General features: G+C 49.0%; 26 protein-coding genes, 1 pseudogene and 1 riboswitch. Of the genes and pseudogenes, 6 read left to right on the forward strand and 21 right to left on the reverse strand.

Annotated elements, in window-relative coordinates:
• Positions 1-110: 110 nt before the first annotated feature.
• From R9X49_RS06095 to kduI, 10 genes and pseudogenes are all read right to left on the reverse strand, one after another.
• Positions 111-617, reverse strand: a pseudogene (locus R9X49_RS06095) (metal-dependent hydrolase); the annotation flags it as partial.
• 108 nt (positions 618-725) lie between these two features.
• A complete protein-coding gene (gene paeX, locus R9X49_RS06100) occupies positions 726-1,688 on the reverse strand; it encodes a pectin acetylesterase PaeX (protein ID WP_319847589.1) in 963 nt (320 codons plus the stop codon).
• A 346-nt stretch (positions 1,689-2,034) separates the two neighbouring features.
• A complete protein-coding gene (locus R9X49_RS06105; RefSeq protein WP_319847590.1) occupies positions 2,035-2,760 on the reverse strand; it encodes an oligogalacturonate-specific porin KdgM family protein in 726 nt (241 codons plus the stop codon).
• A gap of 248 nt (positions 2,761-3,008) precedes the next feature.
• The gene (locus R9X49_RS06110; RefSeq protein ID WP_319847591.1) at positions 3,009-4,298 is read right to left on the reverse strand and encodes an ABC transporter substrate-binding protein; all 1,290 of its coding nucleotides are present in this window, start codon (positions 4,296-4,298) and stop codon (positions 3,009-3,011) included.
• 15 nt (positions 4,299-4,313) lie between these two features.
• On the reverse strand, positions 4,314-5,441 hold the full coding sequence (locus R9X49_RS06115; RefSeq protein WP_015840145.1) for an ABC transporter ATP-binding protein: 1,128 nt from the start codon (positions 5,439-5,441) through the stop codon (positions 4,314-4,316).
• Between the two features lie 13 nt (positions 5,442-5,454).
• Positions 5,455-6,360, reverse strand: coding sequence for a carbohydrate ABC transporter permease (locus R9X49_RS06120; protein ID WP_010299968.1), 906 nt, complete (start codon positions 6,358-6,360; stop codon positions 5,455-5,457).
• The gene (locus tag R9X49_RS06125; RefSeq protein WP_005968854.1) at positions 6,353-7,243 is read right to left on the reverse strand and encodes a carbohydrate ABC transporter permease; all 891 of its coding nucleotides are present in this window, start codon (positions 7,241-7,243) and stop codon (positions 6,353-6,355) included. The genes R9X49_RS06120 and R9X49_RS06125 overlap by 8 nt, the downstream gene beginning before the upstream one ends.
• A 46-nt stretch (positions 7,244-7,289) precedes the next feature.
• Complete coding sequence (gene pelW, locus R9X49_RS06130) at positions 7,290-8,921, reverse strand: pectate disaccharide-lyase PelW (protein ID WP_319847592.1); 1,632 nt, start codon at positions 8,919-8,921, stop codon at positions 7,290-7,292.
• A gap of 272 nt (positions 8,922-9,193) precedes the next feature.
• Complete coding sequence (gene kduD, locus R9X49_RS06135) at positions 9,194-9,955, reverse strand: 2-dehydro-3-deoxy-D-gluconate 5-dehydrogenase KduD (RefSeq protein WP_180741113.1); 762 nt, start codon at positions 9,953-9,955, stop codon at positions 9,194-9,196.
• Positions 9,956-10,036: 81 nt separating this feature from the next.
• Positions 10,037-10,873 carry a 5-dehydro-4-deoxy-D-glucuronate isomerase gene (kduI, locus tag R9X49_RS06140; protein ID WP_319847593.1) on the reverse strand — a complete coding sequence of 279 codons (837 nt, stop codon included), beginning with the start codon at positions 10,871-10,873 and terminating at the stop codon, positions 10,037-10,039.
• Positions 10,874-11,239: 366 nt separating this feature from the next.
• Here kduI and R9X49_RS06145 point away from each other — a divergent pair, with 366 nt between their 5' ends.
• Positions 11,240-11,572: a cupin domain-containing protein gene (locus R9X49_RS06145; protein ID WP_010275594.1), complete on the forward strand. Its 333-nt coding sequence runs from the start codon at positions 11,240-11,242 to the stop codon at positions 11,570-11,572.
• Between the two features lie 102 nt (positions 11,573-11,674).
• On the opposite strand, the gene hxpB is transcribed toward R9X49_RS06145, so the two are convergent.
• Positions 11,675-12,340: a hexitol phosphatase HxpB gene (hxpB, locus tag R9X49_RS06150; protein ID WP_319847594.1), complete on the reverse strand. Its 666-nt coding sequence runs from the start codon at positions 12,338-12,340 to the stop codon at positions 11,675-11,677.
• 308 nt (positions 12,341-12,648) lie between these two features.
• Between hxpB and R9X49_RS06155 the strand changes: the two genes are divergently transcribed.
• The gene (locus R9X49_RS06155; protein WP_319847595.1) at positions 12,649-13,197 is read left to right on the forward strand and encodes a YniB family protein; all 549 of its coding nucleotides are present in this window, start codon (positions 12,649-12,651) and stop codon (positions 13,195-13,197) included.
• Between the two features lie 86 nt (positions 13,198-13,283).
• Here R9X49_RS06155 and R9X49_RS06160 read toward each other — a convergent pair whose 3' ends face one another.
• From R9X49_RS06160 to R9X49_RS06180, 5 genes are all read right to left on the reverse strand, one after another.
• The gene (locus R9X49_RS06160) at positions 13,284-14,144 is read right to left on the reverse strand and encodes a fructosamine kinase family protein (protein ID WP_319847596.1); all 861 of its coding nucleotides are present in this window, start codon (positions 14,142-14,144) and stop codon (positions 13,284-13,286) included.
• Between the two features lie 272 nt (positions 14,145-14,416).
• On the reverse strand, positions 14,417-15,274 hold the full coding sequence (locus tag R9X49_RS06165) for a metal ABC transporter permease (RefSeq protein WP_319847597.1): 858 nt from the start codon (positions 15,272-15,274) through the stop codon (positions 14,417-14,419).
• Positions 15,271-16,134, reverse strand: a complete 864-nt coding sequence (locus R9X49_RS06170) for a metal ABC transporter permease (RefSeq protein WP_180776874.1) — start codon at positions 16,132-16,134, stop codon at positions 15,271-15,273. Before R9X49_RS06170 ends, R9X49_RS06165 begins: the two co-directional genes overlap by 4 nt.
• On the reverse strand, positions 16,134-17,024 hold the full coding sequence (locus tag R9X49_RS06175) for a manganese/iron ABC transporter ATP-binding protein (RefSeq protein WP_039556847.1): 891 nt from the start codon (positions 17,022-17,024) through the stop codon (positions 16,134-16,136). The genes R9X49_RS06170 and R9X49_RS06175 overlap by 1 nt, the downstream gene beginning before the upstream one ends.
• Positions 17,021-17,935 (reverse strand): metal ABC transporter substrate-binding protein, encoded by a 915-nt coding sequence (locus tag R9X49_RS06180; protein ID WP_319847598.1) that lies wholly within the window; start codon positions 17,933-17,935, stop codon positions 17,021-17,023. The genes R9X49_RS06175 and R9X49_RS06180 overlap by 4 nt, the downstream gene beginning before the upstream one ends.
• Before the next feature lie 948 nt (positions 17,936-18,883).
• Between R9X49_RS06180 and R9X49_RS06185 the strand changes: the two genes are divergently transcribed.
• The 3 genes from R9X49_RS06185 to rlmA all read left to right on the forward strand — a co-directional run bounded on the left by R9X49_RS06185 (position 18,884) and on the right by rlmA (position 20,189).
• Positions 18,884-19,000: a DUF2627 domain-containing protein gene (locus R9X49_RS06185; protein WP_085996916.1), complete on the forward strand. Its 117-nt coding sequence runs from the start codon at positions 18,884-18,886 to the stop codon at positions 18,998-19,000.
• 41 nt (positions 19,001-19,041) lie between these two features.
• Positions 19,042-19,251, forward strand: a complete 210-nt coding sequence (cspE, locus tag R9X49_RS06190; RefSeq protein ID WP_005968829.1) for a transcription antiterminator/RNA stability regulator CspE — start codon at positions 19,042-19,044, stop codon at positions 19,249-19,251.
• A 107-nt stretch (positions 19,252-19,358) separates the two neighbouring features.
• The gene (rlmA, locus tag R9X49_RS06195) at positions 19,359-20,189 is read left to right on the forward strand and encodes a 23S rRNA (guanine(745)-N(1))-methyltransferase (protein ID WP_319847599.1); all 831 of its coding nucleotides are present in this window, start codon (positions 19,359-19,361) and stop codon (positions 20,187-20,189) included.
• 114 nt (positions 20,190-20,303) lie between these two features.
• Here rlmA and mntP read toward each other — a convergent pair whose 3' ends face one another.
• From mntP to manX, 5 genes are all read right to left on the reverse strand, one after another.
• Entirely contained in the window at positions 20,304-20,876 is a 573-nt protein-coding gene (gene mntP, locus R9X49_RS06200) for a manganese efflux pump MntP (protein ID WP_110162947.1), read from the reverse strand.
• A gap of 25 nt (positions 20,877-20,901) precedes the next feature.
• A riboswitch (yybP-ykoY riboswitch) is annotated at positions 20,902-21,102 on the reverse strand.
• A gap of 197 nt (positions 21,103-21,299) precedes the next feature.
• Positions 21,300-21,758, reverse strand: a complete 459-nt coding sequence (locus tag R9X49_RS06205) for a DUF986 family protein (protein ID WP_319847600.1) — start codon at positions 21,756-21,758, stop codon at positions 21,300-21,302.
• 78 nt (positions 21,759-21,836) lie between these two features.
• Positions 21,837-22,679: a PTS mannose transporter subunit IID gene (locus R9X49_RS06210; protein WP_014699846.1), complete on the reverse strand. Its 843-nt coding sequence runs from the start codon at positions 22,677-22,679 to the stop codon at positions 21,837-21,839.
• A gap of 14 nt (positions 22,680-22,693) precedes the next feature.
• The gene (locus R9X49_RS06215) at positions 22,694-23,491 is read right to left on the reverse strand and encodes a PTS mannose/fructose/sorbose transporter subunit IIC (RefSeq protein ID WP_319847601.1); all 798 of its coding nucleotides are present in this window, start codon (positions 23,489-23,491) and stop codon (positions 22,694-22,696) included.
• Between the two features lie 217 nt (positions 23,492-23,708).
• Positions 23,709-24,677, reverse strand: coding sequence for a PTS mannose transporter subunit IIAB (gene manX, locus R9X49_RS06220; protein WP_319847602.1), 969 nt, complete (start codon positions 24,675-24,677; stop codon positions 23,709-23,711).
• Positions 24,678-25,244: 567 nt separating this feature from the next.
• Between manX and R9X49_RS06225 the strand changes: the two genes are divergently transcribed.
• Positions 25,245-26,801, forward strand: coding sequence for a TerC family protein (locus tag R9X49_RS06225; RefSeq protein WP_319847603.1), 1,557 nt, complete (start codon positions 25,245-25,247; stop codon positions 26,799-26,801).
• The last annotated feature ends 103 nt before the right edge of the window (positions 26,802-26,904 follow it).

The following is a 26,904-nucleotide window of genomic DNA, read 5'->3' on the forward strand; positions in this document are numbered from 1 at the left end:
TGCAACTCGAATTATTTAGGGTATTACGCTAGGTAACGCGGTTATTTCACGTATTGGAAGAGGTAGGTTTGCGCGGATTGCAAAAAGCGAAATGACTGCTCGTAAGTGCAGCAATTCAAATTCTTCTGCGGCTGATACAGTGAAAAACCGATACAGGCAATGCACAGGAAGCGCTCTAGCTGATTGCCTTTTTGGCTGTTTAAGAGCGGTAAGCGGAAACGCCAGCGACAGGGCCAAAGCAGGGGAACGCCGGAGTGGGTCAGCATATCAGCAAGGATGTGGCTCAGATAACCGACGATCATGGCATGGTAGGCATCCGTCGGGATCGGCCAATCTGGCGGTAGGCGCGTCTGGATAAAGAAAATACCGGCGGCGATGGCAAGGAGGCTGTGGGTAAATCCACGATGACCAAAGAGGCGGGCAATAGGCGCAGAAAGCCACTTCAGACGCTGCCCGAGGACGGATTTGGGGTGATCGATATCGGGCAGTAGCGCGGTAAGGAGTGCACCGGGGATAATGTGCCACCAATCTCCGGTAGCCAGCGCTGGCGATAGCTCAACTTTTTTAGCCAGAATCGCGCAGGCAACAGAAAACAGCAGGTGTCCTTCCGCAGTCATGAAACTTCTCAAATAAAACTGTTATTTTATACAGTATAAGAGATTATTCCTGCCTGCGGAAGCGGTGACGGCGTAACGATTTATTTCGGCTATGGTATGTGCCGCCTTTTATGGCGCAGTTTTCGGTTGTTCGTTGTTTACCGGTAAAACACGTAGCCAGTTGTCCAGCAGTTGAGGCCAGGCAGCGGCGGGCAGTCCTTTGGTACCGCGCAGGCCGAAACCGTGCTTACCTTTCTCAAAAAGATGCATTTCAACCGGAATCTGTTTTGCCCGCAGTGCACTGAACATCACCAGACTGTTATCAACCGACACTGACGGATCGTCAACCGCATGCACCAGAAATGTAGGGGGCGTTTGTGCGGTAACCTGTTTCTCTGGAGAGTAACGTAGCACCTGCGCTTCCGTCGGCTGTTCGCCGATTAACTGTTTGCGCGAGCCTGCGTGCGCAATATCCGCCTGCATCGAAATCACGGGGTACATCAGCACCATAAAGTCAGGACGTGCACTTACGCTATCAATGGCATCGATCGCGGGGTAAACGGATTGCGCAAATCGGGTTCCGAGGCTGGCAGCAACATGACCACCGGCGGAGAATCCCATAATACCGATGCGCTGTGGATTAATGTGCCATTTCTCAGCATTGGCTCTCAGGGTTCTGATGGCTCGCTGTGCATCGGCTAACGGGGCGTCGGCACCTTCTTTATGGCCTTCACCGGGCATACGGTAGGTCATCACGAAAAGCGTGTATCCCTGCTGATTAAAGAAAGGTGCCAGATCGCTGCCTTCCTTATCCAACACGACGCGCTGGTAAGAACCGCCGGGCGTAATGAGCAATGCCATGCCGTTGGGCTTTTCTGCTGGATAAACGGTAATTTCGGGGCTGCGAATACCGGTTGCTGCCCGATCGGGAAGAGAGGGATCTTTACTCCGTTCGACCACTTGTGGCTGTGCCGTTGAAGAAGAGGCTCCTGGCGCTTCGCCGTGCGGCCAGACAGGAAAAACAGGTTGGGCGTAACTGAATCCATTTACAGACATCATAATGGCCCCGACAAGCAGAGAACGAACAATCATGATAGATCACCTGACAAAGGGAAGGAGGGGGGAAATCGTTGGGCGGTGGTAAAAAATAGGGTAGCCATCACATCGGAGAAAAAATGACCACCCTGAACCGCAAATTTTAATAAAGAAATAACATTCATACACGAAGAGGGTAAATCAGACACAGCAATTCCAACAGCTAAAACGCATGTAGCTAAATCGCAGTTAACGACACTACATGTAACAACGAAACGTAACTAACCTACGACGGACATCATAATAAAGAGATGTTAATGATAAAAATAAAACTGGGTGAATCAATTAACACTAACATCCCTTTTTCCAACTTATAACGCTTATTTAAATAATAAGACCGTTATTAGAAGCTGTATTGTACACCAACACGGTAACGAGTTTGACGATGATCGTTAGTACCGGAATCTGCAACGTTACCTACAGCCATATAAGGTTTCCAGTTTTTGTCTAACTTATAAGCCAATTTCACATCATGATCAATTTTCCATGTGTCGAAATCAGACTGATAAGCGCCCGCTTTATTCGCTTTTTTATAATCTAATTCGTAATCAACCTGGAAATCTTTCAGGAATTTATAGCTAACAACAGCGGTCAGGTTATAACCGTTCTCTTGTGTTGGTGAAGAAGTGCCGATTTTATCGCTATTACGCTTATAATATGGGCGGTAACGCAGAGAAGTAGACAGATCGTCAGTAATATTGACTTTTCCGCGCAGGTAAGGGCGGTAGTTGTTGGAGGTAGAGTTTGAATCTAAAGAGAAACCTGGTTCCAAAGAAAAGGTTTTATTGAAGTTGTAAACATAGCTGGCAACCACTTCAGTACCGTTGCTTACCGTCTCATGGTACGGTTTATTTGGCGTTACTTGATCTCTTGAAGCTGGTTCGCCATTCTTCCATTTTGCCTCTACAGATAAACCAAAACCATTAGCAAAACGGTGTGACATTGAAATACGATCTTTGTGATCGGCTTTCGGAGTATCCATCATTTCATGACGGTAATCAATTGTTACAGCCATTGCATTCACACTAATTAATGACGTAACAGCCAGAGCTAGTAATTTAAATTTCATTGTTATATTCCCTATTGGTTAGGATATTGCTTAATAAAAAACGCGCATTATGCTTTTTGGGACAAGTTCTATTTTATTTATTATTAAACTGCGTTCTGTGATCGAGATCGTCTTGGGTAACAAAAAGTAAAATGGGGTTTCAAATTGTGAGGGAGATCGAATTGAATATCGAGGTTGTTTTAATTTAAATGAAAAATCCCTGCCGTCAGTACGGCAGGGATGAATTACAGGGTAAATCGGGTATTACATTATTTCATTGCGCGTTTCAGAATACGCTCAGATTGACGCTGGAAGTATTTCGCGGCGTCTTCCACAGATTTCTGACCATAATCGATAGACTGGATGGTATCACCAAACAGAGAAACGATTTGCGGATCGTCGAAATAAGGAGAAACGGCAACGTCATGTGGCAGAGACAGCGCCAGTTTCAACCCGGCAACCGCTGGTGCATCGTCTTTGATGACGCCATCAGCAGTCAGCTGAGCAACAGCCGCTTTACTCAACGGAACACCACGTTCCAGACCCAGAGCCTGAGCACCTTCTTTGCTGTTCAGCAGGAAGTTGATCAACTGAGCAGACTCTTTAGGATACTTAGTCGATTTACCGATAGACAGCATCTGTGCAGGTTTGAAGAACAAGCCGGCATCTTTCGCACCTGGCAGCATTGGGTAGCTACCCAATTCCAGTTTTGCTGGTGGTTGCAGGTTGTCAGAGTACTTGGTAATGGTGGAGTTCCACATGTAAGTACCAGACCATTCGCCCGTAATCCATGGCTTCATTTCATACATGTTGCTCTTGCCGAAAGAGGCATAGTACTTCGCATCAGGCATGACATGGCTATCGATCAGTTTTTTATACATGCCAAAGAATTCAGCCCATTGCGCATCGCTGTAGGCGAATTTCTGACCTTTTACATCAATCGCTGGAATGTTGTACTTCTGAACCATATAAGAGTTCAGCAGGGCCAGAGAATCCTGGTGTTCCAACACGATAGGGTAGTATTGGTCGCCCAGTTTTTCTTTGAACACTTTACCGGCGTTCAGCAGCTCGTCCCACGTTTTCGGATATTCCAGACCGGCTTTTTTCCAGCTTTCGGTGTTGAAATAGAACACGCGAGCAGTAACAGAAATTGGAATACCGTTCAGTTTGCCGTTGACCGTGGTGTTTTGCAGTTCTTTGGATTCGAACTGAGTCAGATCCAGAGAATCTTTAACTTTGTTCAGATCGTAAAAACCATCACCGTTTTTAGAGAAAATCGGCAGCCAGTTCCAGTTGGTCTGCATCACGTCTGGCTCGGTATTACCGGCGATCTGTGTTGTCAGACGAGACAGGTGACCATCCCAGCCAGTGTATTCCGCTTTTACGGTGATGTTCGGGTGCTGCTTATGGAACTCTTCAATGGCCTTGAGCGTCTGTTGGTGACGGCTGTTGCCGCCCCACCATGACATTCTCAATTCCACATTATCAGCGGCTAAAGACGGCATTGCCACTAACGCCAGAGATGAAGCTATTAACGTGTGTAGGATCGCTTTTTTCATCGGTTACTACTCCTGTTAAAGAGAGATATTTTTTTCTGTTTTTGCATCAAAAATATGGCATTTTTCCATGTCGAACTGGAAATATACCGGACGATGCAGTCCCTTCTCGATAATCAGCCGACCTTCGTCATAAGGAATGCGGCTGGTTAATTCAAAGCCATCGACTTTAATGTACATAAAGAATTCGTGGCCCATGTTTTCTACGCGAACCAGCTCGCCCTGTGAGTGGCTGCCTTCAAATGGCGTATCTGACACGGAAACATAGTCTGGGCGAACACCGAAGAATACGTCTTGTCCGATATAACTGCGCACTTTATCTTGTTTTTCAGCACTTAACACCAGCGCGTTATTACCCACAACAACGCCAACCTGACCGTCTTTCTCGACCAGTTTGCATGGCTTGATGTTCATTTCTGGTGAACCAATGAAGCCAGCAACGAACATGTTGACAGGGTAGTGGTACAGGTTATCCGGCGTATCGACCTGCATGATGTGACCGAGTTTCATCACGCAGATACGGTCACCCATGGTCATTGCTTCAGTCTGGTCGTGGGTAACATATACGCTTGTCGCCGCTTTACCGCTTTTCTTCAACTGCTTATGCAGGTCGGAAATACGGATACGCATGGAAGCACGCAGTTTGGCATCCAGGTTTGACAACGGTTCGTCAAACAGGAACACATCTGGTTTTTTAACGATGGCGCGGCCTACGGCCACACGCTGTGCCTGACCACCAGACAGCTGGCGCGGCAGACGATCCATCAGTTCTTCCAGCTCCAGAATTTTGGCCGCTTCTGCTACCTGCGCTTCGATTTGCTCTTTAGGAATTTTGCTCAGTTTCAGACCAAACGCCAGGTTCTCTTTTACCGTCATGTGAGGGTAGAGGGCATAGTTCTGGAACACCATCGCAATCCCACGCTCTTTTGGCGCCAGATTGTTAACAACGCGCTCACCGATGCGAACTTCGCCGCCGCTAATGGTTTCCAAGCCTGCCAGCATGCGCAGCGTGGTGGATTTCGCACAGCCAGACGGGCCGACGATAACCATGAATTCGCCGTCTTTGATCGTCAGGTCGATGCCGTGAACGGCTTTGAAACCGTTGGAGTATACTTTTTCCAGTTTATTGAAAATAACTTCAGCCATGATAAATCCTCTATTAACCTTTAATTCCGCTGCTGGTCACGCCTTGTACGAAGTAGCGCTGTGCCAGGAAGAAAACAATAATGGATGGCAGAATGGAGATGCTGGACATGGCCAGAATTTCATTCCACGGAGCGCCTTCAGTAACGTCGATAGACATTTTCAGCGCCAGCGCAATCGGATATTTATCCACGCTATAAACATAAATCAGCGGACCGATGAAGTCGTTCATTGACCACATGAACTGGAACAGCGCAACAGAGATGATGGCTGGTTTCAAAATCGGCACGACCACATACCACAGAACCTGGAAAGAGTTACAGCCATCGATCTGGGCTGCTTCTTCCATATCACGTGGTACACCACGCAGGAACTGGATCAGCATGAACACAAAGAACCCTTGTGTTGCAAACGCGACCGGCAAGTACAGTGGCAGATAGCTGTTCAGCATGCCCATTTCACGGAACATGAGGTACTGCGGAATCAGCAACACGGTGCTTGGCAGCAGCATGGTGGCAATCAGCGTGGCAAACCAGAAATTCTTCCACGGAATGTCAAAGCGAGCGAAGCCATAAGCCACAATTACCGAGGAGATAACGGTCAGAACCACTTTCGGAATCACATACTGGAAAGTGTTAATCATGTAGTGACCGAAATTGTATTCCGTACCGGTTTTCCAACCGTTAACGAAACCGTCCCAGGTGGCGTGAGCAGGCCACAGACCCAACGTAGTGAAGATCTCATGGTTCGGTTTAAACGATGCTGAGAACATCCACGCCAGTGGATAAAGCATCAGTAAACCAACAAACAGCAGTATCACGTAACGGATAGCGGCGCTGAGTTTTTCTTTACGCAGCGTGCGGCGTACTTCTGCAGCAGCAACTTCTTGTGCTGTAGTCAGGTTTGAATGCATGTCAGCCATTTTTTCCTCCTTTATCAGCGGAGTAGAACACCCAGTATTTCGACGACTTAAAGGAGATAGACGCAAATACCGCAACAACCAAGAACAGAACCCATGCCAGCGCAGCACCGTAGCCCATATCGAAATACTTGAACGCTGTATCGTAGATATAGAGCGAGAACAGGTAGGTGTAGTGCGTTGGACCGCCGCCAGTGATGACGTAAGGTGCCGTAAACTCCTGGAATGCCTGAGTGGTCTGCATGATAAAGTTAAAGAAGATAACTGGTGTAATCAGCGGTACCGTTACTTTCAGGAACATCTGCCATTTGGATGCGCCGTCGATCATTGCCGCTTCATACTGTGATTGCGGAACGTTCTGCAATGCAGCCAGGAAGATCACCATCGCGGAACCGAACTGCCATACGCGCAACAGGGTTACCGACATCAGTGCCAGAGACGGTTCGCCCAGCCAGTTGATGGCGTCAAAGCCAAACACGCCGAGGAAGCTGTTTAACAAACCATCGATGGCGAACAGTGCACGCCACAATACGGCGATTGCCACGCTGCTGCCCAGAATAGAAGGCACATAGTAAGCAGTACGGAAGAAACCGATACCACGTAATTTGAAATTAAGTACAAACGCAATTAACAGTGCGAAGATTAATTTCAATGGAATGGTCAGAAATACATAGGCAAAGGTGACGCCCATTGATTTCCAAAAGAGATCATCTTCCAGGAACATACGGTGATAGTTTTCTAGTCCCGTAAATTCAGGCGGATTGATCAAGTCATACTCAGTAAAACTGAGGATAAATGACGAAACAAAGGGGAAAGCGGTAAAAACTATCAGCCCTATAATATAGGGGGAGATATAGGCTAACCCCAGCATTCTGTTTTCATTCATAATGCTTACCTATTGATTAATTGTGAACCATTAAAAAAACATAAAATTAAGCTGTTAATAACTCTGGATAAATTAATTCCACGTCATAAACAATTCTATTTTCCCCGTTAACGTGAAAATCACCGTGAACATATCCACCCTGTGTCAGGTACGGCGGGATATCGTTTAATTTGTTGCGACAGGCGGCAACGAAAGTCAGTAAAGCCAGCGGATAGGTATCATCCAGACGAACATAACGATGCTGTGCGGAGCGAACAAACAGGCCACGATGGAAATGTTGTTCAAACAAAACGCTCGCCAATTGCGCGGCGTAATGTGCCCAGGATTCTGATTGCTTGTGATCGGCCAGTTCGATGACGGTTAACAACAGTAACGGACTAGCGATGGATTGAATGTCTTCTTTATTCAGTCGCGTCAGCATGGTGTTAACCAGTGCGTACAGGTCCTCATCGCCGCTCAGACGATAAGCACGAACCAGCGGTAATAAATAATCACCTTCTAATGCAAACGGTTTTAATTCCGTTCCCGCTTTGCCGTAATAGCCATCGCGTTTAAAACGGTAGCCTGTCATGTCCTGACCGTTGTTCCACATCGGGCGCAGCGTATTGCTGGTGACATCGTAGGCGTACTGGTAGTAATTTTTTAACCCTGAAATAACCCAATCCAGCATTTCGGCATCGGGCTGCGTGCGGAGAATATCCAGCATTGCCAGTGGGTTATCAATCAGCAGTGGGCGCATATCGCGGAATAGCACATTGGCTTCACGTGCGATTTCACCAAACTCCGGGCCAAACTGGCGCTGGGCGCGATCGCCAAACCAGGATTGCGTCTGGTTATCGTCTTCCGGTACCGGCTGGCGCTGCTGTGGTGAACTGAACTGGTACACTGGCATACCGGTTTCAGGGTTGCGCGCCAACACGTATTGGCGATAAAGATGCTTACCCCAGGCTGCGGCGTGGCTATCGCCCGTGTATTCTGCATATTTGAACGCGGCATAAATCAGGTCTGTGCCGGCATTAACAAAAGTCAGCCCCTTCGTTAACGGCAGAACAGGCCACTGTGCCGGATCGACGACGTCATGGCGGGCATGCAGGAAAACATTTGGATCGCGTTTCTTGCTGTAATCGCCATGGCGACCCAGATCCAGTGATTCCCAATCTTCAACGTGTGCGTTCCAGAAACCCTGAAAGAAATTCAGCGTCTTTTCCGCATTCACACGGTGCAATAGTGCGTAATAGGGCAGGTGGTGCTTTAATTCATGCACCTGAGCTTTGGATTCTGGTCCTTCGCCGTCCAACGTATCCAGATTAATAAAGCGGTGACCGCCCCAGTAGAACAGGCCGCTATTATCATCAACGAAGTGATCCAGGAAATATTCGCTTTGTGCGATAGCGTGCTGTTGGTAAATATCATTACCCGTAACAACGCTCATGGCGCACAGCGTTCTGAGCCAGTTTTGCTGGCTGGCAAAATTAGAAATAGGTGCACTGTGCCCATCCGGGAATTGCCACACCACAGGGGCATAGTTTTCCACATCAAAGCCGTCGGCCAATAATAACGTCGGCTTAGTTTGGCTGCGGCCTTTATCCTGAACGCAGGCAATGTGGCTATCAAGTGCAGCAACCCATTCGTCGAGCTGCGATTTCCTGCTGGTGTATAAGTTTTCAAAAATACTCATGGAGTACCTTCTTATGGAACCGTGGAACAGTTCCTTATAAATAGAAACACTGTTTTGATTGATTATATTGCGCTATTAACCTTGTCGTCATGCACGCAATATCGAAAGTGTGATCAAAGTCGGAACGTTGTTTTGATTTTTTTTAAGAAAGGATTTTGGCAGGAGAAAGAATCGTGAAAAAAGAAATAACGACTTGAAAAATAAATAAAAAGCACAACCGGAATTGTGCTTTTTATCGCAAGTTGGCGAAATGCCGCTAAGAAAAATTGCGCTTAGCGAGCCAACCAGCCGCCATCAACAGCAATCGTGTAACCGTTGATGTAGTCAGATGCGCTGGAAGCCAGGAATACGGCTGGGCCCATCAGGTCCTGCGGTAAGCCCCAACGACCTGCTGGGATACGATCCAGGATTTCTTTACTGCGTTCTTCATCGGCACGCAGCTGCTGGGTATTGTTGGTAGCCATATATCCCGGTGCAATTGCGTTGACGTTGATACCGTGTTTTGCCCACTCGTTCGCCATCAAACGAGTTACACCCATAACGGCGCTTTTTGACGCGGTATAAGAAGGTACGCGGATACCACCCTGGAAGGACAGCATTGATGCGATGTTGATGATCTTGCCGCCTTTACCTTGTTTGATGAACTGGCGCGCAACGGTCTGAGACATAAAGAAAACGCTCTTAATGTTCAGGTTCATTACGTCGTCCCAGTTTTTCTCGCTGAAGTCGATCGCATCTTCACGGCGGATGATACCGGCGTTGTTAACCAGAATGTCAACGTGACCAAATTCAGCAACGGCTTTCTCTACCAGCTCTGCATGACCAGAGACGTTGCTCATGTCGGCGGTCAGGCTGAGGAAACGGCGTCCCAATGCAGTGACTTTTTCGATGGTGTCTTTCGGTTCAACGATGTTGACGCCGACGATATCACAGCCCGCTTGCGCCAGACCGATAGCCATACCCTGACCCAAACCCGTATCACAACCTGTGATAAGAGCAACTTTACCTTGCAAATCAAAAGAATTTAAAATCATATCTGTAATCTCTCTATAAGCGACAATACTTAGTCGTTAGCTGTTACTGTAGGGAACACCGGTAATTCCGGTTGAAAGCGATTAACGTAACTCGCTAACCTTGACGTGATCCATGTCACCGAAAACCTGATTCTCGCCAACCATGCCCCAGATGAAGGTGTAGCGTCTGGTGCCAACACCGGAATGAATCGACCAACTCGGTGAAATCACCGCTTGCTCGTTTTTTATAACTATGTGACGGGTTTCCTGCGGTTGCCCCATCATGTGGAAAACGGCCGTTTCATCGTCCATATCGAAGTAGAAATAGACTTCCATCCGGCGCTCATGCGTATGACAAGGCATGGTGTTCCATAGGCTGCCTTCAGCCAGTTTGGTTAATCCCATTGTTAGCTGGCAGGTCGGCAATACATCAGGAACGATGTATTTGTTAATCGTGCGGCGATTGCAGCTGGCATCTTCACCCACGGTTTGCGGTGATGCGTCAGCCTGAGTAATCTTGCGGGTAGGGTATGTCGTATGTGCTGGTGCGCTGTTGTAGTAGAACTTAGCGGGGTTAGCCGCATCGGCGCTGGTAAACTGCACGTCTTTCACGCCCATACCAACATAGATTGCTTCTTCATTACCCACGTCATAGCGCTCACCATCGACAGTCACGATTCCTGCGCCGCCAATGTTGATAGCGCCGAGTTCGCGACGTTCCAGGAAATAGCTGACGCCGAGTTGTTTACCCACTTCACCGCCAATCGTAACGGCGCTGTGCACGGGCATGATGCCACCGACGATGATTCGGTCGATGTGGCTATAGGTCATAGTGTAGGCATCGGCAGAAAAAATCTGCTCGATCAGGAATTCACGACGCAGGCCTGCGGTATCCAGCTGCTTCGCGTGATCACTGTGAATGCTTTGACGAACTTGCATTGCTTAGCCTCTCTTTCAGAGAAAAACAAAAATCAGGCGCGGTTCCTGAAGCAGGAATCATCCCTGGCGAAAGCGCCGGGCGAAACAGATGATGCTGCGTGGCAGTGACAACGTCACCTGTTCCTCAACATGCCCGGTTCTTTCTTGTTATGCGGGATGATAGTTTGGATGGGATGTGAATTCAATAAAAATGAAATAATGTTTTATTTATTTCTTGAGGGCCGTCATGGTTTTGCTTATTTTATGTTTCTTCTGGTACTGATGTGGCTAAAATGTCGCAATCCATAGTCATACACTCGTTGTCGTGCACGGTTTATTGACGCAATAGAAGGTATGGGCAATACAAGCGTTAGAGGAGAGATGATAATGAGAAGATACTTTATTGATGATGAAACGCCGTGGGAAGAGCTGGGTGGTGGCATTAAGCGTAAGATCATGACCTGGAGCGATGAGCTGATGATGGTTTACGTGCACTTTGATAAAGGTGCCATTGGTACGCCGCACTTCCATGAAATTCACGATCAGATTGCTTATGTTGCCGCTGGCAGCTTTGAAGTCGTGATCGAAGGTGAAAAACGTATCCTGAAAACTGGCGACGCCTATCTGGCAGTGAAAAACGAGATGCACGGCGTGGTTTCGTTGGAGGACGGCAGCGTCCTGATCGATGCTTTCTCGCCGAAGCGTGCTGATTTCCTATAATGTCTTAACGCGTGGTCAGCCTATTGGCTGACCACGCTTTCTCCATCTCCCGCAGCGCCTGCTTTTCTATCTTTCCGCTTCTTTATTTCTACACCAATACGCCTACATTACGTGTTCAGCGGTCAGCTGACTCAGAGAATCCAGCTTATAGTCTGCCAGCGCCCAACGTGCGTCAGCGCGGAACTCAGCCTGCGGAATAACGATTGAACGCATGCGCGCCGCCTTGGTCGCGATCATGCCATTTACCGAATCCTCCAGCGTCACGCATTGCGTAGGGGGAACGCCGAGTCCGTTTGCAGCATTCAAATACACTTCAGGATGAGGTTTGCTATACGGCAGCGTCTCTGCTGACATTAAGACATCAAAGTAGTGCTCCAGATTAAACATTCGCAGCACCTGTTGCTGCATGTGGAGCGGCGACGCGGAAGCCAGACCAATTTTAAGATTCTGTTCACGGCACAGCTGCAGGGCATGTTCGACGCCGGGCAAAAGCGGGCGCTGTTCGGCAACAAGTTCGATGGCGCGATCGATAATACGGCGGACAACCTCATCCCGACTGGGTGTCGTCCAGGGTGAGTGCTGATACCAAAGTTCGACAACCATATCGATGCGCAGGCCCAGAGTATCTTTCATGGATTGCCGTAATGAAATGTCTACGCCCAACGAGGCGATCACTTCCAGCTCTGCTTTATCCCACAACGGTTCTGAATCAATCAGCAACCCATCCATATCGAAAATCGCCGCTCGTATAGAAGAATCAAAGGACATACCACTGGCTCCGTCAGCAAAGAAAAGGAAAATTTAATGGTAAACTATACCCTAAAGAAGTCGAATTGCAGGACGAAACGCCAGCGTTTTGAACAATGTGAAGCGTTGGCCCGTCTGGACGAGGCCCATGGGGGCCGAATAACAACCAAAACACGCATGCAGAGTGAAGGATGACGAGGTTGTACCGCTATTGTGGCTGATCTGGCGGTGCGGGAGATAAAGTGTTGACTGCGCGTAAACTTACAGTAGGCTACCCGTCGTACTAAAACGATATATTACCGATGTTGCGTCGCTAAGAAGGGGTTCTCATGACGTATCAACAGGCTGGCCGTATTGCCGTCGTTAAACGCATTGCCGGATGGATCCTTTTTATTCCCGCGCTGCTTTCAACTTTCGTCTCGCTGGCTAACTATCTCTACGCGTACACCCAGAAGAAACAGGGTATTGATGCTGTTCTCCTGGATTTCCTGCATTTGATGGTCGACATGGTGCGTTTTAACACGCCTTTCCTGAACATTTTTTGGTTCAACTCGCCGGTGCCGGATTTTACGCGCTTTTTCAGTGCCGCGACGCTGATGTTTTGGCTGATCTACATCCTGATTTTTATTGGCCTGGCATTGCAGGTTTCGGGCGCCCGGATGTCTCGTCAGGCGAAGGCAATAAAGGAAGGCATTGAAGATCAACTGATCCTGGAGAAGATGAAAGGGGATGGCGGGAACACGCGTGAGACGCTGGAGTCTCGTGTCATTGTGCCTGGACACACGATTTTTGTGCAATTCTTTCCGCTTTATATTCTGCCGGTGATTATTGCTGGTGTAGGTTATCTGGTGCTGCGCTTGTTAGGGCTACCAGTTTGAGTGACGGTCTGGCGCAATCGCTGCGCCAGACACGGTATCCTTCTCACCTTAGCTCAAACTTCTTCTCGTAGAACAACGGCCTTTCACTAAATTAAAAGCTGCCGCTCAATGAGCTGCTGCGCCTCAACGATGTGTTTACCGCCGAAAAGATTGGCGCGGTTAAGCAGATAATAAATCTGGTAAATAGGCTGACGATCGATAAAGCCTTTATCCAGCGGCCACACGCTCTGGTAGCCATCATAAATCTGTGCGGGCAGGGCCGGATAACGTGGCAGCATCGCTAAGTCGCATTCTCTGTCTCCCCAATAGCAGGCCGGATCGAACAGATAAGCGCCATCCTGACTATTCGCACAGTTATCTGGCCACAGGTCACCGTGCAAGAGCGATGGCTGAGGCTGATGCCCCGCCAAACGTTCCTCAACGCGTGCGATCAGCGTTTCAATGTGACCAAAGTGCATCCCTTTTTCCGCTGCCAACTGTAACTGCCACCCAATACGCTGTTCGGCAAAAAAGGTCGCCCAGCGCCGCTGCCAACTGTTTGGCTGAGGCGTTGTTGAGAGATCATTGTCGAAATCCAGCCCAAACTGCGGCTGATCGCTCCACTGGTGCAGACGAGCTAACTGTTCGCCCAGACACCAGGCACTGTGGGCATCCAACGGTTTAACGGGCAGGAATTGCAGAAGCAGGAAGCTGTGATCGCGTGAACTACCGACACCGTAGACGGCTGGCACTCGTACGGTATTGCTACGGCTCAGCAGGTGAAGTTGATCGGCTTCAGCAGTGAATTTGGCCAGCATTTCACGACTATCGCATTTCACGAAGACGTCATGCTCGCCGTAACGGACATACCAGGCTGGATGTATTTCACCGCCGGACAATTCGCGATGTTCCTGAATATCCGCAGTACCGTGATGCTCTTCCAAAAGTCGGCTGATAGCTTGCCACATAAGGTCATCCTCCCGTTGATGTTGCCCGATACCCTGCTATTCACTGGGGTGATTCGCTTACGGTAACCCATTGAGCGCAATAAAAATGGAATCTACAGCACAGTGATAACCGATAGACGGTGATAGCGAGAAACAAGTATAGCCGGAATTAAAAATAACGGAGTTAGGATGACGCTCAATCCGCAGGATGAAGACGTGGAATAGGCATAAGTGACGTAACCGGCGGTGGCTTTCCGGTTACGTCATGCTAAGAGACCTGTGGCGTGTGGGGATTACAGCGCGTCGCTGGCAACCTGAGATGCCGCCTGACGACGTAGTTTAAGCTGGTGGTACGTCAGCGCCAGCGTAAAGAACAGGGCCTGAACAATAACGATACAAGGGCCAGTCGCGCCATCGATATAGAAACTGATCAAGGTGCCAGCAATACAGGAAATGACAGAAACCAGCGTAGCGACGAGCACCATATGTTCAAAGCGCTTACAGACCATGAAGGCAATGATGCCCGGCGCAATCAGCATCGCAATCACCAGAATAACGCCGACGGCCTGTAGTGACGCGACGATGGTCATTGCCAGCAGGCTCAGCAATCCGTAGTGCAGCAACTTAACGGGCAGACCAATGACGCGGGCATGGTTGGGATCGAAGCAGTACAGCATGAAATCTCGCCGTTTTAACAACATGATGGCTAACGTTACCCCGGCAATCAGTAAGATTTGCGTCAGCTCTTGCTGGGTGATGCCCAGCACGTTACCAAACAGAATGTGGTTCAGGTGCTGATCGGTATCGATGCGTGCAAACATGACGAGCCCCAGCGCAAACATACCGGAAAAGATGATCCCCATTACCGTATCTTCTTTGACCCGGCTGTGCTCTTTCACGTATCCCGTTGCTACCGCACAAAAAATACCGGAAACGAAAGCCCCGATGACCAGCGGAATCCCCAATAAAAACGCGACAACGATACCGGGCAACACGGCATGGGAAATGGCATCACCCATTAGCGACCAGCCTTTCAGCACCAGATAGCACGACAGGACCGCGCAGACCGTACCGGTGACGACAGCGGCGAGTAGCGCACGCTGCATGAATGGATAGGACAGGGGATCGAGTAACCAGCTCATTAGCGTCATAACGCATCTCCTGATTGATCGCGTAACCGCAGGCGGCGCGATGCCAGCAACCCATGCTTGGGTGCAAAGACAAACGCCAACAGGAAGACGACGGTTTGCAATGTGACAATCACGCCGCCGGTTGCGCCATCCAGGAAAAAGCTCAGATACGCGCCTACAGCACTGGTAATTGCGCCCAGTGCAATAGAAATCACAACCAGACGACCAAACCGGTCGGTGAGCAAATAAGCGGTGGCACCCGGTGTAATCACCATCGCGATCACCAAAATCGCCCCGACCGTTTGCAACGCTGCAACCGTACAGGCACTCAGCAGCGTAAAGAACAGAATTTTCAGCTTCAGCGGGGAAAGGCCAATCGAACGGGCATGGTTCTCATCAAAGAACACGGCCAGCAGATCTTTCCACAGCAGGCAGAGAATCAGGAACGTCACGCCGATGATGATTTCAACTTGCAGGATATCCTCGTCGGCAATGCCCAAAATATTGCCGAAAATGATGGACTGCACGTTAACCGATGTCGGGTTGAGCGAAATAATCAGCAGGCCGACCGCGAAAAACGTTGAGAAAATAAAGCCGATAATCGCATCTTCGCGCAATCGGGTAATGTGACGGATGAGGGTCATCGCCAGCGCGGCGAGCATACCAGTAAAAAATGCACCAGCAGCGTAGGGCAGTCCCAATGCATAGGCACCCGCGACACCGGGGACGACAGAGTGGGAGAGCGCATCGCCCATCAGCGACCAGCCTTTCAGCATCAGGTACGCCGAAAGAAAAGCGCATACGCCGCCGACAATCGCGCTGACCCAGATCGCTTTGACCATGTAGTTATAGCTGAATGGCTGCAACAGAATATCGATCATCAGGGCTTTTTCTCCTCCGGTATGGCGCGTGACGCAGGAGGATCGCTCTTGGTTGAACCATAGAACACGGCCGGACGTTCATCGTCTGTCAGCACCGTCACCGAACGAACATCGTCATCATCGTGAAGATGAGATCCTCCGAGATTGATGTGTCGCAGAACGCCACCGAACGTTTTCTCCAAATTGCTCTGGGTAAAGGTGCTGTGCGTGGGACCTGCGGCTAAAACGGTGCGATTGACTAAAATAACGTTGTCGCAAAACTCAGGAACGCTGCCGAGGTTATGGGTCGCGACCAGAATCAAATGGCCTTCATCACGCAAGGTGCGCAGCAGATCGATAATGGCGTTCTCCGTTTTAACGTCGACGCCGGTGAACGGCTCATCCAGTAACAACACGCTACCTTGTTGAGCCAGCGCCCGCGCCAGAAACACGCGTTTTTTCTGACCGCCGGATAGCTCGCCGATCTGGCGATGTTGCAGCGTCGATAGCCCGACGCGCTCCAGCGATTCCGCCACAATGGTGCGATCTTGCTTACTCGGGATGCGCAGGAAATTCATCCGTCCGTAGCGCCCCATCATGACGACATCGGAAACCAGAACGGGAAAATTCCAGTCCACATCCTCTGTTTGTGGAACATAAGCAACCAGATTCTGTTTCAGCGCCTGATAAATGGGTTGCTGGTTGAGCAGTACCTGCCCTGAAGTTGGCTTGACCAACCCCATGATGCTTTTGAACAACGTTGATTTTCCACTGCCGTTTACGCCAACCAAGGCGCAAATTGTACCGCCGGTCAGGGAAAACGAGGCATGGCGAATAGCCTGATGCCCGTTGCTATAAGTAACCGAAACATCATTGACTTCTAATGACTGTACTGCTCGATCGCTACTCATTGATTAAATCCTTTCGCGATGGTTTCCACCGTCACTTTTAACAGGTCGATATAGGTTGGCACAGGGCCTTTTTCTGTGGACAGCGAATCAACATACAGCACGCCGCCGTATTTCGCCCCCGTTTCTTTACTCACCTGTTTTGCCGGTTTATCGGAAACGGTGCTTTCGCTGAAGACCACGGGGATAGCCTTCTCACGCACGGTATCGATAACTCGACGTACCTGCTGCGGCGACCCTTGCTCATCGGCATTGATTGGCCAGAGATAGACTTCATTGAACTGATAGTCCTTTGCCAGATAGCTGAATGCGCCTTCACTGGTGACTAACCAGCGCTGCTGCTCTGGGATACGGGAGAGACGTTCACGCAGCGGGGCGTCGAGAGCCTTAATTTTTTCCGCATAGGCTTTGGCGTTACGGTTATACGTCTCTGCATTGGCGGGATCGGCTTGCACCAGGCCTTTACGGATATTTTCAATATAGATTAATGCATTGGAGGGTGACATCCAGGCATGTGGGTTTGGGTTGCCATTATAGGCACCTTCGCGGATAGGAAGTGGCGTGATGCCTTCCGTTACCACAACGGCGGGCACATTTTTTACGTTTTCGAAAAAGCGTGTAAACCAGCGCTCAAGATTCATCCCATTCCACAGTACCAACTGCGCAGACTGCGTTTTAACAATATCGCGCGGTGTCGGTTGATAATCATGAATTTCTGCACCGGGCTTGGTGATGGACTCGACCGTTGCGGCATCGCCAGCAATATTCTGTGCGATATCCTGAATGATGGTAAAGGTGGTGATGACTTTAAGCTTTTCAGCCGCCTGAGCGGATGCATTGGCTAAAAGCAGTAAGGCGCACGGCAGCGCGATGCGGCGGAACAGGGCAGGTAAACGGGAGTGAAAACCAATCATGCGGATATCCTTACAAACCGTGAAAGTGTTACTTGAGAATAATTATCAATATCATTTAAGTCAAGAGGCAGAGAAGGGCGGGGAGTCAATATTAGAGGGTGTCTCATGACACAAGAAATCACTGTTCGCAGGCTCGTAGCACGCGCTTGCGCAGGTAAGGAACGCATCATGCTCCTTTAGTAACAGAAATGTTGCTTTAATTTAATGAATCGTACTTAAGGTTACAACGAAAGTCTAACGGTAACGGCAGTGAACTGTCGCGCAGCTATACATAGCTATACACATGGCGAAATTTACGCCAAAAAAAGAGAGAAATCTGATGTAGCCTTAAGAAAATAACAATGGCTGCCGATAAACCATAAAGATTGTGAGAGATGTCTCTAGTTTATACGAAAGGATTGTAAGCGATATGAGCACAAAATCAGAACGACGTTGGAAGCTGGCAAGTTTGGTCTTATTGACTTTTTTGATGGCATTATTAGTGTTGTTGGTTCAAACAAGTTAATTCCTGACGTAACGAAAGGTTAGGTTATAAATAATTTCTATTATGTAATGTATTAATGCGAAAGATATACATAGCATAAAAATGACAATCGATTTTAAACATTGATATAAGCGTGGCCGCTCTCGGGCACGCTTGTCGTTAATGTTCAATATCCCTTCATCGTCGCACACCAATTATAGCTTTTTGTTATGATTGCTGGTGCGCCTGTGCCAGAAATGCGACGGCTGTCGCGTATTTTTTTGCATAATAGAATCTGCCGTGCGCTTATTGTGCGGAGTCAGAAGCAGCCTGTGAATATAGGCGTTAGCGAACGTTATCGTGTATTAATGAATCAGGGATGACGTGAATTTGTGCGGCATGTCCACGACTGATAAAAAAGGCCTTGCCATCGATTACATAGTGTGTAATAACGCTTCTGGGTAAAACGAGGTACAGTTCTGTATATGAATGGCATTTTCAGTAAAGAAGACTTAAGTACAACCTTTAGCGTTGCATGCTGCTTCTCTGCCGATCCTTATCTTAGTGCCTCAAGCAGTAACGACTTTGGTTTGTCTGTATAACGCCTTTTGGGCGGTTTAAACAATTAAAGGAAATATTTGAAATGGCAAAGATTAAAGGTCAGGTTAAGTGGTTCAACGAGTCTAAAGGCTTTGGTTTCATCACTCCTGCTGACGGCAGCAAAGATGTATTCGTACACTTCTCTGCAATTCAAGGCAACGGCTTCAAAACTCTGGCTGAAGGCCAGAACGTAGAATTCGAAATTCAGGATGGCCAGAAAGGTCCTTCCGCAGTAAACGTCACTGCGCTGTAATTTTACAGCTCTGTTGCAAAACCCGCCATGGTGCGGGTTTTTTGTTGTCTGCGTTTTATCTTTACCCGTAACGTAATAAAGACGTTTTTAATGAGGAAAATGTGCCGATGAGTTATCAGTGTCCGCTATGCCAGTTACCTCTGGAGCGACACCCGCGGCAATGGACGTGTGGTAAACATAGCTTTGACTGTGCGAAAGAAGGGTACGTCAACCTGTTGCCGGTACAGTTTAAGCGTTCAAAACAGCCTGGGGACAGTGCTGAAATGATGCAGGCACGGCGCAGTTTTCTGGAAGCCGGTCACTATCAACCGTTACGCGACGCCGTGGCGCAACACGTTGATGCTATTGTGGCAGATGACGCTGCTGCGCTGTTGGATATCGGCTGTGGTGAGGGGTATTACACCGCGGAGCTGGCGCAGCGTCTTACATCGCACAGAACGATGACGATCTACGGACTGGATGTGTCCAAAGCGGCGATTCAGCGTGCGGCAAAACGGTATGAAAACGTTGAGTTTTGCGTTGCATCCAGCCAGAGACTGCCTTTTCGCGACGAATCCCTTGATGCTGTGGTAAAAATTTACGCGCCGTGTAACGACGCGGAGCTACAGCGCACCATTAAGGTTGGAGGTTGGGTGGTAACGGTGTCTCCGGGGCCTCGACATCTTTATCAACTGAAAGCGGAAGTCTACGATGAGGTGTTATTGCACCCGAGCAAAGATGAAGCGCTCGTCGGCTTTCAGCTTATGGAGCAGCAAACGCTTGCATACCCGATGCAGCTATCCGGGAACGAGGCTGCGGCGCTATTGCAGATGACGCCCTTTGCCTGGCGAGCAACGCCAGACGTTAGCGAGCGATTGCGTGCGGCCGCCGCATTTAGCTGTGAAACGGATTTTATTATCCGCTTGCACCAGCGTGTTGATAGCGACGTCGTCGCTTAATCGAGAAGAATACAAACGGGCAGCGCGATAGTCGGGCTGCCCGTTGATGTGAAAAGTGTTTTATACCCTAAATAATTCGCGTTTTGTCATGCAACGTGAACTATGACGGCGATATCAGGCGGCGTAGCCGAGGTGCTCGTACAGGATATTACAGCCGATACCAATCAGAACCAACCCGCCAATCACTTCCGCTTTTTTGCCGAGAATCGGGCCGATGTAGCGGCCAATCATCATACCGAGAGTCACCATAATCATGGTGGCACAGCCAATCACCATTGCGGTATGGAAAATATTCACCTGAAGGAAAGCCAGACCGACGCCGATTGCCATGGCATCCAGGCTGGTGGCGACAGCGGTGCAGATTAGCAGCGCCAGACTATGATTTTTGACTTTTTCGCAGCGGCAGTCTGAAGAACCTTTGAGCCCCTCAACGACCATACGGCCGCCAAGAATCAATAGCAGCGTAAACGCAACCCAGTGATCCCACTCGAGAATGTATTGGCTGGCAAAGAAACCAAGTGCCCAACCGATCAGCGGGGTGATAGCCTCAATAACGCCAAAAATGAGCCCGGTACGGATGGCATCGCGGAAACGAGGATTATGCAGGACGGCACCTTTACCGATTGACGCGGCGAAGGCATCCATTGACATACCAAATGCTAGGATAAGTGTTGCTGACATATTCATTGTAAATAGCCTCGGCTGGACGATTAACCATATACACGCAGATCATCCCCAACCCGAATGACGATCTTACGTGTCTATGGTCTCGCCTGCCAATCACGCTTGGCCGCCCGCACCACGTTTATGCCTCGATAACCGAAGATAAACGAGTATGTTGATACGAGCATTTCTGATGAATTATTGTGAATATTAATTAATCAGAAATCGGCTACTCCCCAATGACGGCGCAACCTTACCATATTATTTATGCGATAAACAACACTAAAAGTTTTACGTGTTAATAATGCAATTGATAATTATTTTCATTTGATTGCCGGAATCGACTAATCGTATAAAATAACGCCAAGGTTATTGGGGTTAAAATACCACCAGAAAATGAGGTGTATATTCGCGGTTATTTAAAATAATTCGCCTGATAAGTTTACCTCATTGATTCTCAATCATAAATTTATATATTTTTTCTAAATCATCAAGCTGGGTAACCTGTATCAATAAACGCCGTTTCTCAAGATCGATCACTAATACGCCATCCTCAGATAAATTCATATTTTTAATTCTGTTATAAGGAATGAATATATTCGCATAAAAGAAGCCGGTTGATTTAAAAACCAGTTTAGGACGACGAATATAGGCCAGATAACACGCCATGAAGGCCAGAGAAATCAAAAGATAGGTGGTAAGAATAGCGCCATTACTCATCACATTCTGATAAATAAGGATCCCCATTAAGCCGATAAAAATCAGCGTATCGAGCCGATTCGTCCGTTTCAGAGGGACGAGGAGCTGGGTTTCCCCTTTGAGTTTATCCATGATGAACTCATCATAGATGGCATAAACCAGTGCTAACGCAATCAACACGACCAGCGTGATATCTGTCATTGTCATCCGTATTACCTTTGCTCGTTAAGCATCCATATTTGTCATAAAAAATGGCCGGGCGTATTAGCACCCGGCCATTGACGATTACACGCCGAGCAGGCCGATCCAGTATCCGAAGATACCAATGGCGAAGAAGCCCATTATCAGCCACAGCGCGTTTACCTTGCGCCGTAACAGCCACATACAGCCGAACGTCAGCAGTAGGGGAACGAGTCCCGGCATAAGCTGGTCAAGGATGGATTGAACGGTGGTCACCGTGGTTTCCCCGTTCTGGTTCGTCACCGTCGACACCACCATCGGAATGTTGACGTGAGTCCATTTATTGACCAATGCCCCCATGACAAACAGGCCAAGAATAGAAGCTGCTTCGGTCATTTTTTGCAGGAAACCGCCGCCCATATCGCTGACGATATCGATCCCTTTACGGTAGCCGTAGGCGACGCCGTAGTAGCGTACCAGCAGGCGAACCAGGTTAAACAGAACGAAGAAGAGGACTGGTCCTAACAGGCTGCCGCTCATAGCAATCCCCGCACCAAGTGCGGCGAATACCGGACGGGCAGTGCCCCAGAATATTGGGTCGCCGACGCCAGCCAGTGGCCCCATTAGTCCGACTTTCAGGCCGTTTATCGCCGCATCGTCAATGGGGGCGCCGTTAGCGCGTTGTTCTTCCATTGCCATCGTTACGCCAAGTACCGGGGCAGCAACAAACGGCTGTGTGTTGAAGAACTCCAGATGACGCTTGATCGCCTGTTTGCGCTCCTCTGAATTTTCAGGATAAAGACGACGAATCACTGGCACCATGGAAAAACAGAAGCCGAGTGCCTGCATACGTTCAAAGTTCCAGGAGCCTTGAAACAGGTTGGAACGGATAAACACCGCGCGGATGTCGCTGTCAGTGAGTTTTTTGACATTCGTGTTTTCGACCATTTTGCTCACTCCTGTTAATCCAGTTCGTTATCAAGGTCGTTATTGCCTGATGAAACCGGCTGGCCTTGAACCTTGTTATATTTAGGGCTGAGCTGGATATACAGCACCGCCATCACAATACCGATTACGCCCAGTGCCACCAGATTGAACTCGGTGAACGCGGCGGTCACGAAGCCAAGATAGAAGAACGGCATCAAATAGCCTGCACGCATCATGTTAATGACCATCGCGTAACCTACGACGACAATCATGCCACCGGCGATATTCAGACCGTTGGTGACCACTTCCGGGATGGAGTTCAGCATGGCGTGAACGGTATCGGTACCGACAGAAATTGCGACGATGACCGCAGGGATCGCGATACGCATGGCCTGTAGCAGCAGGGCGGAGACGTGAATCCAACTGATGGCCGTCAGGTTACCTCGCTCTGCTGCGCTATCTGCCGCATGCTGAAACGCGACCGTGATGGTACGAACAATGATGGTTAATACTTGCCCGGCCGCAGCGAGCGGAATTGCCAGCGCAATCCCGGCGCCGATCCCCTGACCACCAGCGATAACCAGAATGGTTGAAATAATGGAGGCCAGAGCCGCATCTGGTGCCACCGCTGCACCGATGTTCATCCAGCCTAACGCGATCATTTCCAGCGTACCGCCAATAATGATCCCGGTTTTTAAATCACCTAATACTGCGCCAATCAGCGTACAGGCGACGAGTGGACGGTGGAATTGGAATTCATCAAGAATTGAACCCATCCCCGAAACACACGCGACGAGAAATATCAGCACAATTTGAAGTGTGGTAATCTCCATCGTACTTCTCCTATAAAATGTGTCTGAGTAAAAATAAATCGCCATCCCCGTTGTTTTTCAATGTCAACGTAACGCCTTCAATGTCAACGTAAAGTTTTCTATGTCGGCATGAAGCTTTTCAATATCGACATAAATACCTATCTTGAAAATCGTCAGGTCTATAAAGCTATTATTGATGGTGATGTTCGCGTTAATCACATTCGCATTGCGATAGGTATCAGCGCGGCATTTTGTTAATTAAATCCATCATTTTTAGCCGGGTATCGGTTGAAACTTTCCGAACCTCCAATTCAATTCCGCGTTTATCTAATTCTCGGAATGCAACAATATCCTTCTCATCGATAGACACGGCATTATTGACCTGCGTTTTCCCCTGTTTAAATGCCATCCCGCCAATATTAACCGAGGTGATTTTTACGCCATTCTCGATCAGCGTTAATACATCCGTCGGATTGGTGAACAACAGCATCACCCGGTCGGCGGCATATTTGGGGTTGTCGTAAACACGGACGGCTTTTGCGACATCCACCACGTGAGCGGTAACGCCCGGTGGCGCAACCTGAGTCAGCAACGTTTTACGCACGTTATCGGCGGCGACTTCATCGCTGACGACAATAATGCGCGAAACATTGGTTTCTTTCGTCCAACGGGTGGCGACCTGACCATGAATCAGACGGTCATCAATACGCGCCAATCCGATCTTCATGTGTTCACCGGAGCCTGCTGGTGTGGGAACGGCCTTGGCTTTTGGCGGCGGTGGAGGAGAAGGGGGCGCGGCTTTTGGCGTATCCTGATACTTCAGCGCTTTTACGCCATCCCTGCCGGCTTCCAGAGCGATAGAAACCAAATCGGAAAAGGATGGATTATCATCCCGAGCCATAAAAGTTTCCGCCAGCATGGGAATATTGACGCCGGCGATAACGTCATGGTTTTCCTTGTTGGTGACAAGACGACTGGCCGCGTTGAATGGGCTACCGCCCCAGGTATCAACGAGAAACAGCACGCCTTGCGATGTGTCTAACTGCGTGAGTTTTTCCTGATATTTTTCTATCAATGTTTCGGCGTTTTCTCCAGGAACGAAATCGATCCAGGCGATATTGCTTTGCTCGCCAAGGATCATTTCTGCTGTCTTTAACAGCGGTCCCGCAGTGGCGCCGTGAGTGCACAACATGATTGCAATACTCACTTGCTACCTCCTCACGTTCACGATCAAAAAGAGTCAATGTGTCAGGAAACAGGGTTAGCGTTCAGCCACTGAACGTTAACCGTCGCGGTATTAGTATGGCTGTAAGAAAAAAATTTACCGTGGATTCATGACATTCACTGTGTTCCTCCAGGTTGTCAGGCGAGAAATCGTGACTGACAGATTTATTTTAGTTATCGAAAAAATAAATAGTGTGATGATGCTCTAATGCTGACCAGTTAAGCGGGCGGCTAAAAGGGGGCGAAAGCGGAAAATTTGAGCGTGTTATCAATGCGAAGCCGAACGACGAAATTCTTTGTGAAAATTGGTAACAACCTGTTAGAGTAAACGTCCCTTAAATTGCTTAGGAGCACCGGGCATCAGCCCTTCCCATGGACTGTCACCGACAAAACGTTCTCTGTTTCCCCGCTAATGCTGGCGGTTTTCTGTACTCAGCTGGTCACTCAGACCACATTCAGAATCTCTCTGATTCACATCAACTCTTTTTATTACCATTCAATGCGGCTCATGCATTGATGTCATCTGCTCGTTCATTTTCTGGAGTCTGACATGGAATTTTTGCTAGATCCTTCAATCTGGGCAGGCTTATTGACGCTGGTGGTACTTGAAATTGTTCTGGGTATCGACAATTTGGTGTTTATCGCCATTTTGGCGGATAAATTACCCCCCAAACAGCGAGATAAAGCCCGCATTATCGGTTTAAGCCTGGCGTTGTTAATGCGTCTGGGCCTGTTGTCTTTGATTTCCTGGATGGTCACGCTGACGCGTCCACTGTTTAGCATTGGTGATTTCAGCTTCTCGGGTCGTGACCTGATTTTGCTGTTCGGCGGTGTGTTCCTCTTGTTCAAAGCTACGATGGAGCTACATGAACGGCTAGAGAACAAAACGCACGACGGCAATGGCAATCGCGCCCATGCGAGTTTCTGGGCCGTAGTGGCACAGATCGTCGTGCTGGATGCCGTGTTCTCTCTGGATGCCGTGATTACCGCGGTGGGAATGGTCGATCATCTGGGCGTGATGATGACGGCAGTGATCATTGCGATGGGCGTCATGCTGATTGCTTCTAAACCACTGACCCGATTCGTTAACGAGCATCCAACGGTGGTTGTCCTGTGTCTCAGCTTCTTGCTGATGATTGGTCTGAGCCTGATGGCGGAAGGTCTTGGCTTCCACATTCCGAAAGGCTACCTGTACGCCGCGATTGGTTTCTCTATTCTGATCGAACTGTTTAACCAGATTGCCCGTCATAACTTTATGAAGCACCAGTCGCATCGTCCTTTGCGTGAGCGTACCGCAGAGGCCATTCTGCGCCTGATGGGTTCACGGAAAAACACGGACGATCTGGATGCGGATGAACCCCAGAAGAAGCTCACGACAGAAGAGTTTGCTGAGGAAGAGCGCAATATGATCAGCGGCGTGCTGACATTAGCATCGCGTTCACTGCGCAGCGTGATGACGCCACGTACTGAAATTTCCTGGGTGGATAGTGAAAGTTCCGTCGAACAGATCCGTATGCAATTGCTGGACACGCCTCACAGCCTGTTCCCAATATGTCGCGGTTCTCTGGATGAACTGATCGGCATCGTCCGTGCCAAGGATCTGCTGGTGGCGCTGGAAACACAGACGGATGTAGAAAGCTTCGCTGCAGCGAACCCGCCGATCGTCGTGCCCGAAACGCTGGATGTGATTAACCTGTTGCCTGTCCTGCGTCGTGCGAAAGGCAGCCTGGTCATCATCACCAACGAGTTTGGCGTGGTGCAAGGGTTGGTTACGCCGCTGGACGTGCTGGAAGCGATTGCGGGTGAGTTCCCGGATGAAGACGAAACGCTGGATATCATTCCGGACGGCGAAGGCTGGCTGGTGAAAGGCGGAACAGACCTGCATGCTTTGCAGCAGGTCGTGGATAGCAGCGACCTGGTTGACCCGAAGGAAGATTACGCTTCACTGGCTGGCCTGTTGCTGGCGCACAGTGATGAGTTCCCGAAAGTCGGCGAGATCATCGAATTGCACCACCTGCGCTTCCATATCGTTGAGGTTTCCGAATACCGTATCGATCTGGTGCGTGTAGAACGCATTGTGGATGAAGAAGACGCTGAAGAAGCGTAATGCGATCCGCGTAAGTAGAATGTTTAACGTTTAAGCATATTTGAACATTCCTACCAATAAGAGACAATCCGGAATCAGTTTTCTGATTCCGGATTTTTTATGC

Origin of the sequence: Pectobacterium carotovorum (assembly GCF_033898505.1) — a bacterium.
Classification (GTDB): Bacteria; Pseudomonadota; Gammaproteobacteria; order Enterobacterales; family Enterobacteriaceae; genus Pectobacterium; species Pectobacterium carotovorum_J.

Excerpts from the sequence above, each read along its gene's own strand:
- paeX (WP_319847589.1), bottom strand. The coding sequence starts at position 1,688 with ATGATTGTTCGTTCTCTGCTTGTCGGGGCCATTATGATGTCTGTAAAT.
- R9X49_RS06105 (WP_319847590.1), bottom strand. The coding sequence starts at position 2,760 with ATGAAATTTAAATTACTAGCTCTGGCTGTTACGTCATTAATTAGTGTG.
- R9X49_RS06110 (WP_319847591.1), bottom strand. The coding sequence starts at position 4,298 with ATGAAAAAAGCGATCCTACACACGTTAATAGCTTCATCTCTGGCGTTA.
- R9X49_RS06115 (WP_015840145.1), bottom strand. The coding sequence starts at position 5,441 with ATGGCTGAAGTTATTTTCAATAAACTGGAAAAAGTATACTCCAACGGT.
- R9X49_RS06120 (WP_010299968.1), bottom strand. The coding sequence starts at position 6,360 with ATGGCTGACATGCATTCAAACCTGACTACAGCACAAGAAGTTGCTGCT.
- R9X49_RS06125 (WP_005968854.1), bottom strand. The coding sequence starts at position 7,243 with ATGAATGAAAACAGAATGCTGGGGTTAGCCTATATCTCCCCCTATATT.
- pelW (WP_319847592.1), bottom strand. The coding sequence starts at position 8,921 with ATGAGTATTTTTGAAAACTTATACACCAGCAGGAAATCGCAGCTCGAC.
- kduD (WP_180741113.1), bottom strand. The coding sequence starts at position 9,955 with ATGATTTTAAATTCTTTTGATTTGCAAGGTAAAGTTGCTCTTATCACA.
- kduI (WP_319847593.1), bottom strand. The coding sequence starts at position 10,873 with ATGCAAGTTCGTCAAAGCATTCACAGTGATCACGCGAAGCAGCTGGAT.
- R9X49_RS06145 (WP_010275594.1), top strand. The coding sequence starts at position 11,240 with ATGAGAAGATACTTTATTGATGATGAAACGCCGTGGGAAGAGCTGGGT.
- hxpB (WP_319847594.1), bottom strand. The coding sequence starts at position 12,340 with ATGTCCTTTGATTCTTCTATACGAGCGGCGATTTTCGATATGGATGGG.
- R9X49_RS06155 (WP_319847595.1), top strand. The coding sequence starts at position 12,649 with ATGACGTATCAACAGGCTGGCCGTATTGCCGTCGTTAAACGCATTGCC.
- R9X49_RS06160 (WP_319847596.1), bottom strand. The coding sequence starts at position 14,144 with ATGTGGCAAGCTATCAGCCGACTTTTGGAAGAGCATCACGGTACTGCG.
- R9X49_RS06165 (WP_319847597.1), bottom strand. The coding sequence starts at position 15,274 with ATGACGCTAATGAGCTGGTTACTCGATCCCCTGTCCTATCCATTCATG.
- R9X49_RS06170 (WP_180776874.1), bottom strand. The coding sequence starts at position 16,134 with ATGATCGATATTCTGTTGCAGCCATTCAGCTATAACTACATGGTCAAA.
- R9X49_RS06175 (WP_039556847.1), bottom strand. The coding sequence starts at position 17,024 with ATGAGTAGCGATCGAGCAGTACAGTCATTAGAAGTCAATGATGTTTCG.
- R9X49_RS06180 (WP_319847598.1), bottom strand. The coding sequence starts at position 17,935 with ATGATTGGTTTTCACTCCCGTTTACCTGCCCTGTTCCGCCGCATCGCG.
- R9X49_RS06185 (WP_085996916.1), top strand. The coding sequence starts at position 18,884 with ATGAATGGCATTTTCAGTAAAGAAGACTTAAGTACAACCTTTAGCGTT.
- cspE (WP_005968829.1), top strand. The coding sequence starts at position 19,042 with ATGGCAAAGATTAAAGGTCAGGTTAAGTGGTTCAACGAGTCTAAAGGC.
- rlmA (WP_319847599.1), top strand. The coding sequence starts at position 19,359 with ATGAGTTATCAGTGTCCGCTATGCCAGTTACCTCTGGAGCGACACCCG.
- mntP (WP_110162947.1), bottom strand. The coding sequence starts at position 20,876 with ATGAATATGTCAGCAACACTTATCCTAGCATTTGGTATGTCAATGGAT.
- R9X49_RS06205 (WP_319847600.1), bottom strand. The coding sequence starts at position 21,758 with ATGACAATGACAGATATCACGCTGGTCGTGTTGATTGCGTTAGCACTG.
- R9X49_RS06210 (WP_014699846.1), bottom strand. The coding sequence starts at position 22,679 with ATGGTCGAAAACACGAATGTCAAAAAACTCACTGACAGCGACATCCGC.
- R9X49_RS06215 (WP_319847601.1), bottom strand. The coding sequence starts at position 23,491 with ATGGAGATTACCACACTTCAAATTGTGCTGATATTTCTCGTCGCGTGT.
- R9X49_RS06225 (WP_319847603.1), top strand. The coding sequence starts at position 25,245 with ATGGAATTTTTGCTAGATCCTTCAATCTGGGCAGGCTTATTGACGCTG.